The organism is Robiginitalea sp. SC105 (genome assembly GCF_014243345.1).
Lineage (GTDB): Bacteria > Bacteroidota > Bacteroidia > Flavobacteriales > Flavobacteriaceae > Robiginitalea.
In genome coordinates, this window is record NZ_JACLZF010000002.1 from 811,734 (window position 1) to 829,660 (window position 17,927).

Genomic DNA, 17,927 nt, shown 5'->3' on the forward strand with positions numbered 1-17,927 from the left:
AATGTACCCGTTTTAAACCCCGGTTTTTATTAACAAATGAGGTATCTTTGGCCCCGAGCAGGCCGCTTATCGCCCCGGGGTAGCCCGGGGAGGAAAGTCCGGACACCAAAGTGCAGCATAGCGGGTAACACCCGTCACCCGGGAGGGGAGCAATCTCATCCCGGGGAGGACCAGTGCAACAGAAAGGATGTACAGTTCGGCTGTAGTGAAATCGTGTAAACTCTATGCGGTGAAACGCCACGTAGGCCAGCATTAAGGGCGGCACGTCCGAGTTGGCGGGTAGGCGGATTGAGGCCCGGGGGCAACTCCGGGTCCAGATAAATGATAGGCGCCCCGGTCTTCCGGGGTTACAGAATCCGGCTTATGGCCTGCTTTTTTTTATGCTTTCCTGAAGAAGCTGAACACGGTTCCGCCGTAGCGCCTCGCCTGTTCAAAACCCGTGAGGTGGGCCAAATCGTGGTCCTTGGTGTGTTCCAGGACCAGCAACCCGTCGGTTTCCAGCAAATCCCGGTCAAAAACGGCACATACCAGCTCCCCGAGCCCTCCGGCATCCAGGTCATAGGGCGGGTCTCCGAAAATGAAATGGAATTTCCGCGCCGCGTGTTGCAGGTAGGCCAGGCTGTCCGATTTCACCGCATGTATGGGCATATCCAGGGAAGCGGCGGTCTTTCGCATAAAGGCCACGCACCCCGGGTCCGCATCGACCGCCGTGATTTCAGATCCTCCCCGTGACGCGCATTCATAGCTGATATTGCCGGTGCCTGCAAAAAGGTCCAGTACACGGGCCTGCTGCCAATCGATCACAGGTGCCAGGATATTGAAAAGGGCTTCTTTGGCGCGGTCCGTCGTGGGCCGGACCGGCAGGTTTTTGGGTGCCCGGATCCGGCGTCCCTTGTGTGTGCCCGAAATAATGCGGATCATAGTGAATTGATCAGCGTAAAGTCAATCCCTTCCTCAGGCCCCTCGAACTGGAAAGGGTGGCCGGAAGGGACAAAAATGGAAATATTCTCGATATACCGGGACGCCAGTTCATAGGTGGCGTCGCCCTCTTCAACTTCCCCGAGCAGGCGGAGTTTGATGGTGGACGGGTCCAGTTGCAGTTGTTCCAGGGCAAACAGCAGGTAATACATGATATCTGCCTCATTACTGCATGAAAAGCTGTTGAAATACTGGAGCTTCTTACCTGTAAATACGGCCATATCCATCTGCCCTTCGGCCAGGTGGACGTAGCAGATTTCCCCCGTGCCGCTGTTGGGGAGCTTTACCAGGGTTTCCAGCAGCACCGTGGCAGTGTGCTTGAATTCGAACTCTCCGAAAAGGTCGTAGAGGTAATTGTTGACATTCGCAAAGGGCACATAGACGTTCATCGCATCGAGGCCGTCGATGGCATCGTAGTCGAGATGGTCGGTAGGTAAAATTTTTGCGTTGAATTTCAGGTAATTGGCCAGGTCGTCCTCGCTGAAAAGGGCCTGAGGCACCAGGCTGAACAACGCATTGCGGTGGATGGCAATCACCTCTGAAAAGGTGAAATCCAGCACGCCGTTTACCCGCAGGCTCTCCCGAAGTTCCCGCTGGAGGTCATACGGGCTGAGCTCCTCGTTGAACCGTAGGGAGTGGCTCAGGGCAAGCCGCTTGCCTATGGTGTCCAGGATACAAAAAGAAAGTCCATTCAGGCTGACCTGAATGGACAATTTGTAAAAACTATCTTCTTTCTGTCCCAGCCTGTTACTGTTGGTCTCCTTTTTTGTCATAAATCGGGGGCCAGTTTCCACTGGTACTTACCTTGGTGAGTGAGCCCACGGTAATTTCAGGGCCGTTCACCTCTTCCACGCTGACCTGGGAATTCTCCCGTGCCACCAGGTCCTGTGGCTGGTCGTAAAGGACTATATTCTTGGCTACCTTGGCTTCGAATACTGGCGCGCGGTAACCGCTCTGATCGAGCATGTCCGCCTTCATGGTGAATTTTTCGTTGTTGGGTGCATAGGGCACATTCATCATGTTCATATACCGGTCGGAGCCCTTGAACAGGGAATCCTTGACGGAAACATAACCGAGGGTATCGATAATCTTCACCTCCTGGAGCATGTCGATCTGGTAGGTCTTGTCAAATTCCATGTAGGAGGAATCCCGTTGGGTGGTGATTACGTACTGGCCTGTGTCGACAAATTTGATCAGGCTTTCAAAATCATTGGCGTATTTGCGGTTCACGGATTTATAGGCTTCCTGGGCGTTGCGGATGTCCTTGAGCCGGTTGATCACTTCAGCATATCGTTCCTGTTTAATTTTCGCAAACTCAATGGGGCCGGTAACCGAGCGGTATATCAGATACCCCAATACAATACAAACAATCCAAAGAACAATCTGAAGTATGGTTTTCATTTTCGTGGTGTTATTTTGATTTAGCGGTTAAACACAAATCTACGATTTTTTTTTAATCACAAAAGGGTTACCCATAAAAAGGTCCGTATCTTTAAACCCCTATGGAATCGCTTACCGCCCCCGCATTTTACAGGCTTTTAGAGGAAAAGTTCCCCCATGATCCCACCCGAAACCAGGGAGTTGCGCTTAAGCTTCTTTCCGATTTTATCATCGGCAGGGATACCGATAAGATCTTCCTGCTCAAAGGGTATGCCGGTACGGGGAAGACCACCCTGCTGGGCACGCTGATCGCCAACCTCTGGCATACCAAAAAAAAGGCGGTCCTGATGGCGCCTACCGGCCGGGCGGCCAAGGTGATGTCTTCCTATACGAATACCAGGGCCTTTACCATCCACAGGCAGATCTACATCCCCAAAAAAGAGCGGTCCGGGGGGGTCCGGTTTACACTGTCGCCCAACCGACACCGCAATACCCTGTTTATCGTCGACGAGGCTTCCATGATCCCGGATGCCCCGGTGTCCACCGCGAAGGGATCCGAGAGGTCCCTGCTGGACGACCTGATGACCTACGTGTATTCGGGCTTTAAGTGCCAGCTGGTGCTCATAGGGGACACCGCCCAGTTGCCACCCGTAAAACTCAGTCTCAGCCCCGCCCTGCAAGCCGACACCCTGGAACTCAGCTACAGCAGGGACGTGATCGAACTCGAACTGGACGAGGTTGTCCGGCAGACACAGGATTCAGGTATCCTGATGAACGCCACAGGACTTCGGGAAGCCCTGGCTGCCGAGCCCGTGGGCCTTTTCAAATTCGACCTGGAAGGTTATGCGGACATTGTCCGGCTGATCGACGGGTATGAGATACAGGATGCCATCAACCGGGCTTTTGACGAAGGAGGGAAGGAGGAAACGGCCGTTATCGTCCGCTCCAACAAACGCGCAAACCTCTACAATGAAAATATCCGCAGCCGGTTGCTTTTCCTGGAAAATGAACTGGCGGTCGGCGACTACATGATGGTCGTGAAGAACAATTATTTCTGGCTCAAGAGCAACTCGGAAGCGGGGTTTATCGCCAACGGCGATATTATAGAAGTCCTGGAGATCTTTTCCATCAAAGACCTGTACGGCTTTCGCTTTGCCGAGGTTAAGGTACGGATGGTGGACTATCCCGGGCAGAAGCCTTTTGAGACCGTACTGCTGCTCGATACCATCAAGGCGGAAAGCCCGGCCCTCTCCTATGAGGACGGGAACCGCCTTTACCAGGAAGTCATGCAGGACTACGCAGGGGAAACCTCCTCCTACAAGAAATTCCTGAGTGTCAAGAACAACCCGCATTTCAACGCGCTCCAGGTGAAGTTTTCCTATGCCATTACCTGCCACAAATCACAGGGGGGGCAATGGGAAACCGTTTTCGTGGAACAGCCTTACCTGCGGGAAGCCCCGGACCGCGAATACCTGCGGTGGTTGTACACGGCCGTTACCCGCGCCCGCTCCAAACTCTACCTGATCGGCTTCCAGAACGATTTTTTTGTAAATGGCGAATGACGTATTTTAGGGACATGAGCCTGAAGCGAGGATGAGCGGAGAGACCATTATCAGTATTTTTTTGGGTATCGGCCTGGCGGCCTCCACGGGCTTCCGGGTATTCCTGCCCCTGTTTGCATTGAGCCTGGCGGCTTATAACGGCCTGTGGGACCTCAATGATAACTGGGAGTGGATCGGTAGCCTGGCAGCATTGATCACTCTGGGGGTGGCCACCCTGGCCGAACTGTTTGGCTATTTTATTCCATGGGTGGATAACGCCCTGGATGCCCTGGCGGTCCCCCTGGCTGCGCTGGCCGGAACAGCGGTGGTGGTATCCACCGTTACGGGCGTAGACCCGGTGATTACCTGGTCACTGGCCATTATCGCCGGCGGGGGTACGGCTACGGCCATAAAAGGTGCGGCCGCAGGCAGCCGGATGGCTTCCTCCCTGTCTACGGGAGGCCTGGCAAACCCGGCAGTTGCAGCCGTGGAAACCGGTACGGCAACCGTACTGAGCCTGGCATCCATCCTGGCCCCGGTCATCGGGGTGGTACTGGTCATTGTGATCCTGGCTTTCGTGTTCCGGATCTACCGCAAACTGCGACCAAAAATATAAGTGAATCCCCTCAAATAACTGTACATTTGAGGCCTGCTAAAACTAGAAAAACGTAACCCGTGAAGGTAGTTGCCATGATTCCTGCCCGCTACGGAGCCTCCCGCTTCCCCGGTAAGCTCATGAAAGACCTCGCAGGGAAACCGGTCATCGTACGTACCTATGAAGCAGCCCTGGGCACGGGCTTGTTTGGCCGGGTGGTTGTGGTTACCGACAGTAAAGATATTGCCGAAGCCATCCGCAACGCCGGGGGGGAGGTGATCATGAGCCGGGAAGACCACGAAACGGGGAGCGACCGGATCGCTGAAGCCGTGGAGCAACTCGACGTGGATATCGCGGTCAATGTGCAGGGGGATGAACCCTTTATCGAGGGGGAGAGCCTCGCAAAACTCCTGGACGTTTTCCGGGCCGACCCGGATGGGGAAATCGACCTGGCCTCCCTGATGACCGAGATCACGGACCCGGAGGAAATTGCCAGCCCCAATACGGTCAAGGTCATTACCGACCACCGTGGGTTTGCCCTTTATTTCTCCCGCGCTCCCATCCCGTATCCCCGCTCGGAAACCGTCAGGGCCACCTATTTCAAACACAAAGGGGTTTACGCATTCCGGAAGCAGGCTCTGCTGGATTTCAGGCGCCTGCCCATGCAGCCATTGGAAGCGGTGGAAAAAATTGAAGCCATCCGTTACCTGGAGTATGGCAAGCGCATCAAGATGGTGCAGACCCGGGTGACCGGTATTGAGATCGACACCCCGGAAGACCTCGAAAAAGCGAAGGCGGCATGGACATGAATTTCAGCAACATAACCACCATCGGTTTCGATGCGGACGACACCCTCTGGGTAAACGAAACCTATTTCCGGGAGGCCGAGGATGCCTTTGCCGCCCTGTTGGAGGATTATGAGACGCGGAACACCATCGACCAGGAACTCTTCAAAATGGAAATGCGGAACCTCCGGCTCTACGGATACGGCATCAAGGGGTTCGTCCTTTCGATGATGGAATCGGCCCTTGAGTTGTCCAATTACAGGGTTCCCCAGAAAACGCTCGCAAAAATCCTGGAACTGGGCAAAAACATGATTGCCCACCCGCTGGAGTTGCTGGATGACGTACCTGAGGTCCTGGAAAAACTCCACGGGCGTTACCGGTTGCTGGTCCTCACAAAAGGCGACCTGCTGGACCAGGAACGCAAACTGGAACGCTCCGGCCTGATGGACTATTTCCACCATGTGGAAGTACTGAGTGACAAGAAGGAAATCAACTACAGCCGGCTGCTGGAGCACCTTGAAATAGATATATCCGAGTTCCTCATGGTAGGGAATTCCCTCAAGTCGGATGTTTTACCTATACTGGCCCTCGGGGGCAGGGCGGTTCACGTACCCTTCCACACCACCTGGGCCCATGAAGAGGTCGACCCAACGGATCACACCAATGACCACCTCACCCTCAACCGATTGAACGAACTCTTGAAATACCTAAACTGACGGAATGAAAGTGAAAGGAGAACCCACCAACGTTGAAGCCGCCAGGGCTGGTTCCAATTACAGGAACTTCCCAATGGTACCCCGCGTGATTTTCGGACCGGGCAGTTTTGACCAGTTGGGCGAAATTCTGATGCCACGTCGCAAACACGCGGAGGCCCCGGTCGTTTTCCTGGTGGATGACGTATTCGAGGACAGCCCGCTGCTGGGGCGTATCCCGCTCCTCTTCGACGACCAGATTATCCTGATCTCCGCCAGTGAGGAACCGAAAACCTGGCAGGTGGATGCCCTGGTGTCCCGGATTCGGGAAAGCTTTTCCTCCACGCCTTCCGGGATCGTGGGCATCGGGGGCGGCACCCTCCTGGACCTGGCCAAGGCGGTCGCCATCATGCTGAACAACCCCGGCGAAACCTCGGGTTACCAGGGATGGGACCTCGTTGGCAAACCGGCGGTTTACCATGTCGGTGTCCCCACCCTTAGCGGGACCGGGGCCGAGGTTTCGCGTACGGCCGTCCTGCTGGGCCCCGACCGGAAACTGGGGATCAATTCGGATTACACCACCTTTGACCAGGTGGTCCTCGACCCGGACCTGACCCGGGGTGTACCCAGGGACCAATGGTTCTATACCGGAATGGACTGTTTTATCCATTGCGTGGAATCCCTGAACGGTACCTACCTGAATGCATTCAGCCAGAGTTATGGGGAAAAGGCACAGGAGCTTTGTGAGGAAGTCTTCCTCGGGGACCTGCCAGAGGCGGAAAGCCGCGAAAAACTGATGATGGCCTCCTGGCACGGGGGGATGAGCATTGCGTACTCCCAGGTAGGGATTGCCCATGCCCTCAGCTATGGGTTGTCCTATGTGCTTGGCACGCCGCACGGGCTTGGGAATTGTCTGGTGTTCCGGCACCTTGGGGCGTATTACCCAGAGGGCGTGAGACAGTTCGGCAGCATGCTCGCCAAAAACAACATCCGCCTTCCCGAGGGGGTGTGTGCCGGGCTCACCGAACACGACCTCGATACCATGGTCCAGGTGGCCCTCAGCATGGTACCCCTCTGGGAAAATGCGCTGGGCCCGGATTGGCAAACCCAGGCAACCCCGGAAGTGATTGTGGATATCTATAAACGCATTTAATCCCCCGCGCTTTCCATGCAACGTATCGCCTCATTTATATTCCATCGTCTGATGGGATGGCAACTGGTCGGGCGTTTCCCCGAAGTCGACCAGTGCGTGGTAGCGGTCGCCCCCCATACCAGCTGGGTGGATTTCCCGCTGGGACTGGTGGTGCGGAGCATGCTGGGCGAACCTATCCATTACGTAGGGAAGAAAAGCCTGTTCAAGCCTCCCTTTGGCTGGTTTTTCCGGTGGACCGGGGGAGCCCCGGTAGACCGGGGGCAGCGAAAGGACACCGTCCAGGCTGTGGCCGATATCTTCAGCCGCCGCAAGGTGTTCCGTTTGGCCCTTGCCCCTGAAGGCACCCGTAAGAAAGTAGACCGCTGGCGCACGGGATTTTACTTTATCGCTCAAAGGGCAGGGGTACCCATTGTCCTGGTGGCTTTCGATTTTGGGAAGAAGCAGGTTAAGATTTCCGAGCCCCGCTTTCCGACCGGGGACTTTGAGGCGGATTATGCCGGTTACCGGAAATTTTTCGAAGGCGTAAAAGGATACGTGCCGGAATTCTCCTGAGGCCGGGACGGTAACGCAATTTTCGAGGCGACCCTCAGAGGGATAATTAGTATGGGGATTTCCTTCGCATAAGTCCAATTTTTAGAATTGCCTTTACGCCCTTTCCTAGTAACGTAAACCTATTCGTACAACCCATTGGGTCGATTTAGTTAAAGCAGAAGTTAAGCCAAATAATCAACCTTACCATTTACCGATATTTTATGTCGCTTATCGAATAGGAATGCGATTGGACTGGTATTTAGTCCTTAAAACCCTAGTTTCAGCATCCAGAAGCCAACCAGTAACTGATGACGCTTCGCCAAAAGGGCTAACCACCCTAGTTTTCTATTGTTTGTTCCCCCTTTATTTAATTGGAAGTCACCCCACACTTACTTCCGACCTACACTTCTTATGCAATGGTGCAACGAGAGCACTTTTGCCTATGAAACAATTTTACGCTGGGATTTCGGCAGGTTTTTATTTGCCAGGTCCCTCTCCGGATTACCCGCTATTTTCCTCTTTGGCGGGTTCCATTGGACGGCCCGCCAGGGTTATGTCCCGGGATTGTTGTGCAGGAAAAGATGACTCTTGTTCATTTAGCATGAACCATTTACATCATCATCCCACAAACAGCTCCCATTATGGAAAATGTAGTCCGTCTACGCCAATGTCTTAGTCGAGTAATCCGTATCGTCCAGGAGACGAACCTTTGGATGCAACCCTCCCATTTAATTGTCCGGACTGTTCCGGCATTCAATCGGAAATGGCTGTCGCTGATTCTATTGAGCCTTGCCCTGATGGGTTCCGGCCTTACAGAAGCGGTCAGGGCACAAGCCGATTTGGCCGTTACCCCGGCAAGTTCAACCGTAAGTGTGGATGATACTTTCACCCTGACGGTTGAAGTGCAATCGAGTGGTCAGTCGTATGACCTGGCGGAGGTGTACCTGAGTTTTGACCCGGCGATTTTGGAAGTGCAATCCCTGACACCTGTTACAACCAGTCTTCCCATCCCACTCGTGTCAGCGGTATTTGATAATACCCTGGGGACGATTGCCTATGGGGGCGGCACCTTCAGTAATTTTCCCTCCTCGGATTCCGACCTCCTTCAAATTGAATTCAAGGCCCTTGCCCCTGGGAATTCCGGGATAGATTTTTACGATCCTGATGGTGCCGCCTCCACCCTGGTGACTTTCGATGGGGCAAACATTCTGGGTACCGCCAACGGCGCATCGGTTACCGTGGAAATTGCCAATCTGCCTCCCATAGCCTCCTTTACCACTTCCTCGACGCTTGTGGGCGTCAACGATGTGGTTTCCTTCGATGCCGGCGCCTCCTCCGATCCTGATGCGGGTGACTTCATTACGAATTATTCCTGGGATTTCGGGGATGGTTCCCCAGCTGGCAATGGCCAGACAACGGACCACAGTTATAATGCTACGGGAACCTATACGGTTACCCTTACAGTTACCGACAACAACCTGGCCACCGGGCAAAGCACCGAGACTATTCAGGTGCAGACTATTTCGGTCCCCACCTATACCATCAGTGCGAGCGTTACGGGTATAGGCGGATCCATAGATCCGGAAGGCGAGGTGGTGGTCGATGAAAACGCCAATCAACTATTCACCTTTACGGCAGATACGGGTTACGAAATCGACCAGGTGCTGGTAGACGGGAATCCGGTAACGCCAGACGGGACCCCGGAGCAGGGGACTTTTGAAATTACAGGTGTAACCTCAAATCAGGACATTAGTGTCTCCTTTAGTGAAATCCCGCCATTCCAGCTGTGCATAGCTTCCGGAAACGGAGACCTGACGGCATTCGGCCGCTCCTTTGTCGGGGATCCGAATGCTGCGGCACCCACGGGAGCCGGCTTCAGCCGGACCAATGGTAAGCCCTACGTTGGATATAGTGGTGGAATCGCCGGCACTACGACGGGTACGGGTGAGGAGCTCCTGTTCCAGAAAGAAATTTACGGTGGTGCCGGTGGTACCAACCCTTCATTTATATATGATATCCCTGTGGCCAATGGCTTTTATCAGGTAGACCTCTATTTTGCCGAAGTGTTCCATCCTGCTTCAGGCGGCAGGATTTTTGACGTTTTCCTGGATGGAAATCGGATCCTGGACGAATACGACCTGGTGGACCCCGTCAAGGACGGGTTGGGTTCCAATCAGACAGCCATTACCAGAACTTACTTCGTTCAGGTTAATGACGGCAACGTATCCCTACAGATAGGCGACGCAACCGTAGACAATGGTAAGCTATCCGGAATCTGCATTACTGAGGTAGCATCAGCCAACCTCCACCCCCTGAGCAATATCGGGAACCTGGATGTCAATGCGGCGGAGGCCGCAGCTGCCCTTTTGAATATCAGCGACCCCGAAAGCGATGCGCTTACTGTGGTGCTCAACGGGTTGCCTGCCAGCCTGTCCTACAACCCAACCAGCGGACAACTGGAGGGCACGCCCCTCGTTGGCGAGGTGGGCGTTTACACCATCAATGCGATTATCAGTGATGGTACGAATGCAGCGGTAACCGAAGAATTCACATTGACGGTGAATCCACCGGCTGGGGATGACCCGCCCGTTATAACAGCTATCGCCAACATTGAAATTAATGAAGGCGCTCCGCTGTCCATACCCATTACCGTAACCGATGACTTCAACCCGGCTGCCAGCATTGAGATCTTCGATATCAGTGCCGGGGGAACCAATAACCCTTTTACACCGACTACTTCGGTTTCAGTCGGATCCCTTACGGATAACGGAGGCGGCAGTTATAGCTTTGACTGGACCCCCGCCCCGGGGACCGGGCGCTCCTATCTGGCTGTTGTCACAGCCAATGATGGGGTGAACACTCCCGTCACGGAATCTTTCCGGATCAATGTGGCCCAGCAGGTTCCGGGTACTATCCTGGCACGGACCTTCAATAACCCCGACCCCTGGTATGGTTCCAGTGCCCCGGGTGCTGGATATTCTGTTGCCATTGAAACTTCTACGGCACAGAATATCGGCTACATCGACAATGGGGATTTTGTTGAATACCTTGTCAACGTGCCTGCACCAGGACTCTTTGACCTGGAAGTCCAGGCAGCCAAAGGGAATGCCGGTACAACCACCGTAACTTTTTCTGAAAATTCTGGCGGCGGATTCACGCCCATCGGATCTGTCGGAGTCGTGAATAATGGCGCCGGCTGGCAGGACTACGCGGCCTATACCACCCAGGTCACTTTCCTCAATGCGGGATTGCAGACGTTGCGCCTTGATTTTAGCGCTGGTGCAAACATTGCCCAATTCAGTTTTACCGAGGTTAGCGGCAATACGGCTCCGGTAGTCGCGATCACCAGCCCGGCAGATGGCATCTATGCAACTTCCGACGCTGGCCTGAGTTTTACCGGAACGGCCAATGACCCGGATGACGGGGACCTTTCGGCCAGCATCAGTTGGGAGTCCGACCTTGACGGATCCCTGGGCACCGGTTCTACAATAACCCCCACGCTTTCTGTGGGAACCCATGTCATCACCGCCTCGGCTACCGACCTGGATGGTTCCAATCCGCTCACCGGGCAATCCAGTATCACGGTCATTATCGTGGATCCTGCGCCATTCTGTGCCACGCCGAGTTTCCGCGTGAATGCGGGCGGACCGATTGTATTTTCGGCCAACGGGGATTTTGAAGAAGACCAGAAAGCGACAGGACCGACCAATGGGACAGCCCAGCTCGGAACACCCTCGCCCTATCTGGACCTTACTCCTCCCGCAGAGGACACTACTTTTGGATCGAACGCCCCCCTGGCATCCAATGATACAGGATACCCGGACTATCTGTTTCAGACCGAGCGCTACAGCCAGGTTGCCAACCCGGACAATATGAACTGGTCCTTCCCAACCGGGAACGGCGTTTATGAAGTCAAGATGTTGTTCAATGAAAACTGGACCGGGGAGATCAACAACCCCAGGGTCTTCGACGTGGAGATCGAAGGGAATCTCGCGCTAAACGATTATCGTCCGTCCGGACCAACCGGGGCGGATGTCAACGTTGCGAAGGTGGAAACCTATACTGCCACCGTAACGGACGGCGTATTGAACATCAATTTTATCAAGGGAACGCAAAATCCTTCCATTAAAGGGTTTGACATTTGTTTCGTTTCCGAAGTCCTTTCCGTGCCTCCGGTCTTTACCGCTGAAATATCCAACCAGATTAATCTGGAAGGGGATAGCCCGGTCGGGTTATCGGTTGCGGCCAATGACCCGGACGGAACCGCGGTCACGTTCAGCGATAACGGGACTTTACCTACGGGTCTGACTATTGACCCGGTTTCCGGTGCCATTAGCGGGACGATTTCAGCCGGAGCCGCTTTGGGCAGCCCTTATGCCGTGGTAATCACAGCAACAGATGAACAAGCGGAAAGCAGCACAAGTAGTTTTACCTGGGAAGTGCTCGCACCTGTAGGCCTGCCACTGTGTATCAATTCAGGTGACCAGGGACCTGTTTCGGCCTTTGGTCAGAGTTTTATAGCAGATTCCTATGTAACGCCTGCAGGGGGTAATTTCTTTACCACTACCAGTGCCATTACCGGAACTACCCCGGGTAGCGGGGAAGAGCAAATGTATCAGTCCGAACATTGGACGAATGATGCATTAGGGTTGCGCTATGACATTCCCACAGGCAATGGAGATTTCTCCGTGGATCTCTATATGGCTGAACTTTTTGCCGATAATGCGGATGTCCGTATCATCGATATAACGATCGAAGGAGTTCCAGTGGAAACGGGGATCGATTTGGTTGGTGATTTCGGAAAATTTACTGCGGCGACCTTTACTTACCCGGTAACAGTATCTGACGGTTTCCTCAATATTGTAATTACCACGCAAGCAGGTAAGGATAACCCAAAACTCAATGGGCTCTGTGTTTCAGCTGCTGCAAGTAACACCCCGCCAGTTGTCAGCATTATCGCTCCCTCCGCTGGCACCGATATCACCCGTGGTCAGGCCACGACCCTGACCGCAACGGCTAGCGATATCCAGGATGGGGATGTTACTTCCTCCATTGTTTGGACTTCTGGGGACACACAGTTTATCCCAGCGGGAAGCGGTGGCAACACAACCGGAACCTTTGTAACCCCAGGCCCTCAGACCCTGCGTGCAACTGCCCAGGATACGGAGCCCCTGGAAGGTTTTGATGAGATATCCGTCAATGTTTTGCCGCCTGCCGTGACTTTTGTAAGCCCGACCGCAGGGGAAACACTTGGGAGCTTGACAGTAAACGTTGAGGTAAATCCAACGGACGTCCTGTTTGGCAATGCGGAACACTTCCATTTTTACATCAACCCGCCCGATGTCAATAACCTGGATATCGATACGCGTATTTCCTCTGCCGCACCGGCCGCATGGAAACTCAGTGATACCGAGTTTATCTTTGACGAAAACAGTGACGCGCTCTCGTCGAATGGCCTGGGCAATGGCATCGTTGAGGGAGAAAATACGATTGTCGTTGTGGTGGCTGACCAGTTCCACACGGAATTCTCAAACCCGGAAGCCAAGGCAGTGGTGACCTTTGACGTCTGCCTGACCTCCATCACGGAGATAGTGGGTACAGATCCAATTAACTGCGAGGTCCCGGACGGATCTATAGTAATCACAGCGAACGGAACCAATTTGCAGTATAGTATCGACAACGGTGCCACTTTCCAGGCTTCCAACACTTTCCCTGGGTTGTCTGCCGGCACCTACGACGTTGTGGTGCAGCGCACGGATGACGCAAGTTGCGAGGCCACCGGCCAAGTCACCTTAAATGCCCCGGAGAGCCCCATGCCGTTAATCAGCGGACCGCTCACCTACCTCCAGGGAACCCCGGGGGTCACCCTGGATGCCGGTGCAGGATATACAAGTTACCAGTGGTCCACTGGCGAAACCTCCCAAACCATAGAGGTCACCGCCGGATCGTATTTTGTAACGGTAACCGATGCGAATGGGTGCGAGGGAACATCCAGCACGGTTTTGGTCGAAGAAACCAACGATGCGGAAAATCCGGTTGCTGTCTGTCAGCCTCTGGAGATTTTCCTGGATGAAAATGGATTGGCCACCCTGGTGGCAGACGACCTCGATGGCGGCTCCACGGATAATGCAGGAATTGCCAGCTTTGAAGCCAGCAAAACCAGTTTCGATTGCGGTGATCTGGGTGTCAACCAGGTCATGCTCACGGTATTTGACGTAAACGGCAACAGCGATTTCTGTATGGTCGATGTAACCGTTACTGACCCGTTAGCCCCGGATGTGAACTGTGCCGCGAACGTGATTGTAACCAGCAGCAATGGCAACCCGGTTGTGGTATCCGTGCCCGAACCCAGTGTCACAGACAACTGCGACACCGGCCTGACGGCAACGCCCACGCGTAGTGATAATGCCAGCCTTACGCTAAATGACCCCTTCCCGGTGGGTACTACCCAGATCCTGTGGTCGGTTGCGGATAATTCTGGCAACACAGGAACCTGTACCCAGAACGTTATTGTCAACTTTACGCCTTCGACAGGCAACGATATCGTAAGTTTCAGCGTGACCAACCAGTCAGGAAGTTCCGTGATCGACGCAATCGCGCATACGGTACAATTCACCATGCCGTTTGGCACGGACCTGAACAGTTTATCCCCGGCCATTGGGGTATCGGCTTTTGCCACGATCACCCCTGAATCTGGTTCGAGCCAGGATTTCAGCACTCCAGTTGACTACACGGTTAAAGCGCAGGATAACTCCGAACAGGTATGGCGTGTGACGGGTTCCGTTGAAGGTGATAGTGAGCCACCCCAACTAACCTGTTCACCTGACTTATGGATTCAGACAGATCCCGGGGTTTGTGAGGCGACATTCGATTTGAGTGCATCGTTATATGCTGCCACAGCTATTGACAATGATGGACTGCCCCCTGTAATAACTTATTCGGCTGAACCGGACTGGATATTCCCAATAGGACTTACGGTAGTAACTGTGCAGGCAAGGGATGCCGCAGGTAATACTGCAACTTGTAACGTCAATATAACTATTGTGGATAATTTGGCGCCTGAATTAACCTGTCCCGGGGATCAGGATTTCCTGGGTACGGATATTGTAGAAGGGACAGTTATTGGTGAGCTTCCCGATTTCACTGCACTTGCAGAAGTTTCAGATAATTGTGGCATCGCTTCTGTTGTGCAGGATCCGGCTCCCGGAACCCCGGTCTCAGGCGACGGATCAATAACAACTGTTACCCTTACGGTATTGGACGTTAACGGAAATGGGGCACAATGCTCTTTTAATGCACAATTGTTCCCACCTCTGGATGCACAGATTGGGGGACGGGTATGGGATGACCTCAATGCCAACGGCTTACAGGATGCAGGAGAACCCGGAATCGAATCTGTCCCGGTATTTCTTACGGATTGTGTAACGGAGCTAAGTTTCTCTACTACTACCGATGCGAATGGTGAATATAATTTTGCAGGGTTGGTAGCTGGAAACTATAGGGTACAACTACCTACGCTACCAGGTTATGCGTTTACCTCGCCAAATGTGGGAGGGGATGATAATATCGATTCCGATGTTACTGGTGATGAAACTAGTGGGGCAATTGACTGCTTTGAATTGGCCTTTGGTGACATGATTATAGTGGATGCCGGCATGTTCATTGAATCACCTGCGCTACTCGTCATAGAACCTTCCTCCATGGAGGAAACCCTGTACCCGGACCAGTCCGTACAGGTTTCCTATATCGTGGATTCGGACGATGCCAGCACCCTGCCTACGCCGGCTGCCATGAGCATTACGGATAATGCCACAAGCAATCCGGCCAGCTGGGCATCCACCACGTCGGCGGCTAACCAGGGAACCCCCTATGAGGTGATCTTCAACAGCAACGGTTTGTCACCGGGCACCTATACAGGTGTGCTGGAAGCCGGGCCTGTGTCCGGATATACCAACGCCAGTATCCCGATTACCTTTACCGTGGAACCCGTTCCACCGCTGGGCGTCCTGCAGTTTGTCCTGGTGAACGCCGATTCGAATACGGACTTGTTCGTGATCACCAACGGCATGGAGGTCGATCCGGCCACTCTGCCCACAGCTAACCTGAACATTCGCGCCCAGGCAACGCCTGATGCAGAAAGCGTGGTCATGCAACTCAGCGGGGCATTGACAAATAACCGCACGGAAAGCGTTCCACCCTATGCCCTCTACGGGGACAACTCTGGGAATTATTTTGCCCAGGTATTCCCGATTGGCAATTACAACCTGTCTGCAACGGCCTATTCCGGTAACGGAGGAGGCGGTACGGCAGGTGCCACTGCGAACGTCAGCTTCAGCTTTGTGGACGAAGATCCGATTTGTGCCGAATTCGACGCCAGCCTGGCCGGCAGCAGTAATCCCACCACCTGTTCCGGTACCGAAGGGAGCGCCACCATTGCCGTCATCGGGGCTACCGGTGAGGTCTCCTATACATGGAGCCACAACGGCAGCCTGAACAGTGCTTCGGCAACAGGACTGGCTGCAGGTGCTTACAGTGTTACGGTCACTGATGCCAACGGGTGTACGGACGTAGTCGGATTCACCCTGACAGGGCCACCTCTGCCAGTGGTAACCCTGGCCCCGTTTGCCAGTGTACTCAACACGGATGCGCCCTTTGCCCTTTCGGGAGGTTCGCCTGCCGGGGGTACGTATAGCGGAACGGGTGTAAGCAGTGGGTTCTTCAACCCCTCTGTGGGTCCCGGAACCTTTGCAATTACCTATACCTATACTGATGGAAATGGTTGCACCAACAGTGCGGTTCGCAACATCGTGGTTACTTCCTCCATCGGAAGTTCCCCGCTGATCGTACTGAATGCCAATACAGACACGCAACTTTTTGCACTCACAGACGGGCTGGTGATTAACAAGGCAGATATTGGAGATACCCCATTGGGCGTGATTTTCAACCCGAACATTAACTCAGGAGGGGTACAGTTCAACCTGAGTGGCCCTATTACCCAGAACCGGTACGAAGGCCCGGCACCGCGATCCCTGTTCGGGGATATCGGAGTCGATATCCAGGGACAGCCATTCCCGGTTGGGAATTATACTCTGGTGGCAGACCCCAACAACGGACCGACCATTACCGTAAACTTCTCGGTTGTGGATCAGAACCCGGTCTGTGCGGCATTCGAGGCCACCGTGGCAAGCAGTTCCAACCCAACTGGGTGTACGCTGTCTAACGGAAGTGCAACAATTGCCGTGAGTGGGTCAACTGGCACCTTGTCCTATTCATGGAGCCACAACGCCGGGTTGAACAGTGCCACGGCCACCGGTCTGGCTGCCGGATCCTACAGTGTTACGGTGAGTGACACCAATGGCTGTGTGGATGTGGTGAGCTTTACACTCTCCGGACCCCCACTGCCGACCGTAAGCCTGGCCGCGTTCCCGAGCGTCCTCAATACGGATGCGCCCTTTACCCTCACAGGCGGTTCTCCCGCAGGAGGCATCTATACGGGCACGGGGGTAGTTGGCGATACCTTTAATCCTGCAGTAGGACCGGGTACCTTCCCGATTACCTACACCTATACGGATGCCAGTGGTTGCAGCAACAGCGCTGTTCAGAATATCGTGGTAACCACCACAATCGGCAACTCGCCGCTGATTGTCCTGAACGCCAATACCGATACCGAGCTCTTTGCCCTTACGGATGGCCTGGTGATTTCCAAGGAAGTGATCGGGGAAACACCACTGGGCGTGATATGGAACCCGAATGTAAATTCTGGAGGGGTACAATTCAACCTGACCGGCCCGTTAACCGAAAGCCGGTTTGAAAGCCCGGCCCCGCGCTCCCTCTTCGGGGATATCGGGACCAATATCCTGGGTAAACCTTTCCCGGTGGGGAATTACACCCTGGTGGCCGACCCGAACATCGGGCCTACCGTCACGGTTAATTTCTCCGTTGTAAACAGCACGACCACGGCCCGAACTGCGGTTACAAACCCGGTGAAAGCGAGTCCGAACCCGGCAGATACGGAAGTTACGCTTCAATTCGAGGAGCCGATACGCCTGGTTACCCTCCAGGTTTACGATACGGCCGGAAGGCTTGTGCGGGTAGTCCGTGCCAACGGAGACCAGGATTTGCGTTCCTATCGATTGGATGTCATTGACCTGCCTATCGGAATGTACTACGTCAGGATAACGGATGCCAACGGGCAGTCCTATCAGGAAGAAGTCCTTGTCAGCAGGTACCGGTAACTCAAATCGCATTTTAAAGAGATCATAATTATGAAGA

10 protein-coding genes and 1 other RNA gene are annotated in these 17,927 nt (G+C 54.1%); 8 read left to right on the forward strand and 3 right to left on the reverse strand.

From position 1 onward, the window contains the following. Positions 1-54: 54 nt before the first annotated feature. Positions 55-379: RNase P RNA component class A (gene rnpB / locus H7F20_RS12815), an RNA gene on the forward strand. Here rnpB and H7F20_RS12820 read toward each other — a convergent pair. Genes H7F20_RS12820 through H7F20_RS12830 form a run of 3 tightly spaced genes read right to left on the reverse strand, consistent with a single transcriptional unit; the run spans position 379 to position 2,379 of the window. Then, positions 379-921, reverse strand: coding sequence for an RsmD family RNA methyltransferase (locus H7F20_RS12820; protein WP_221898778.1), 543 nt, complete (start codon positions 919-921; stop codon positions 379-381). The genes rnpB and H7F20_RS12820 overlap by 1 nt on opposite strands. Further along, the gene (locus tag H7F20_RS12825; RefSeq protein WP_185786569.1) at positions 918-1,751 is read right to left on the reverse strand and encodes a DUF3822 family protein; all 834 of its coding nucleotides are present in this window, start codon (positions 1,749-1,751) and stop codon (positions 918-920) included. The genes H7F20_RS12820 and H7F20_RS12825 overlap by 4 nt, the downstream gene beginning before the upstream one ends. Continuing rightward, positions 1,726-2,379 carry a hypothetical protein gene (locus H7F20_RS12830; protein WP_185786570.1) on the reverse strand — a complete coding sequence of 218 codons (654 nt, stop codon included), beginning with the start codon at positions 2,377-2,379 and terminating at the stop codon, positions 1,726-1,728. The genes H7F20_RS12825 and H7F20_RS12830 overlap by 26 nt, the downstream gene beginning before the upstream one ends. A gap of 101 nt (positions 2,380-2,480) precedes the next feature. On the opposite strand from H7F20_RS12830, the gene H7F20_RS12835 reads away from it, so the two are divergent. The 7 genes from H7F20_RS12835 (at position 2,481) to H7F20_RS12865 (ending at position 17,890) form a co-directional block, all read left to right on the forward strand. After that, positions 2,481-3,920 carry an ATP-dependent RecD-like DNA helicase gene (locus tag H7F20_RS12835; protein ID WP_185786571.1) on the forward strand — a complete coding sequence of 480 codons (1,440 nt, stop codon included), beginning with the start codon at positions 2,481-2,483 and terminating at the stop codon, positions 3,918-3,920. 31 nt (positions 3,921-3,951) lie between these two features. Further along, positions 3,952-4,515 (forward strand): DUF4126 domain-containing protein, encoded by a 564-nt coding sequence (locus H7F20_RS12840; RefSeq protein ID WP_185786572.1) that lies wholly within the window; start codon positions 3,952-3,954, stop codon positions 4,513-4,515. A gap of 74 nt (positions 4,516-4,589) precedes the next feature. After that, the gene (gene kdsB / locus H7F20_RS12845; protein WP_185787164.1) at positions 4,590-5,303 is read left to right on the forward strand and encodes a 3-deoxy-manno-octulosonate cytidylyltransferase; all 714 of its coding nucleotides are present in this window, start codon (positions 4,590-4,592) and stop codon (positions 5,301-5,303) included. Then, positions 5,294-5,995 carry an HAD family hydrolase gene (locus tag H7F20_RS12850; RefSeq protein ID WP_185786573.1) on the forward strand — a complete coding sequence of 234 codons (702 nt, stop codon included), beginning with the start codon at positions 5,294-5,296 and terminating at the stop codon, positions 5,993-5,995. The genes kdsB and H7F20_RS12850 overlap by 10 nt, the downstream gene beginning before the upstream one ends. 4 nt (positions 5,996-5,999) lie before the next feature. Then, a complete protein-coding gene (locus H7F20_RS12855; protein WP_185786574.1) occupies positions 6,000-7,124 on the forward strand; it encodes an iron-containing alcohol dehydrogenase family protein in 1,125 nt (374 codons plus the stop codon). Positions 7,125-7,139: 15 nt separating this feature from the next. After that, complete coding sequence (locus H7F20_RS12860) at positions 7,140-7,676, forward strand: 1-acyl-sn-glycerol-3-phosphate acyltransferase (protein WP_185786575.1); 537 nt, start codon at positions 7,140-7,142, stop codon at positions 7,674-7,676. 851 nt (positions 7,677-8,527) lie between these two features. Continuing rightward, entirely contained in the window at positions 8,528-17,890 is a 9,363-nt protein-coding gene (locus H7F20_RS12865) for a malectin domain-containing carbohydrate-binding protein (protein WP_185786576.1), read from the forward strand. The last annotated feature ends 37 nt before the right edge of the window (positions 17,891-17,927 follow it).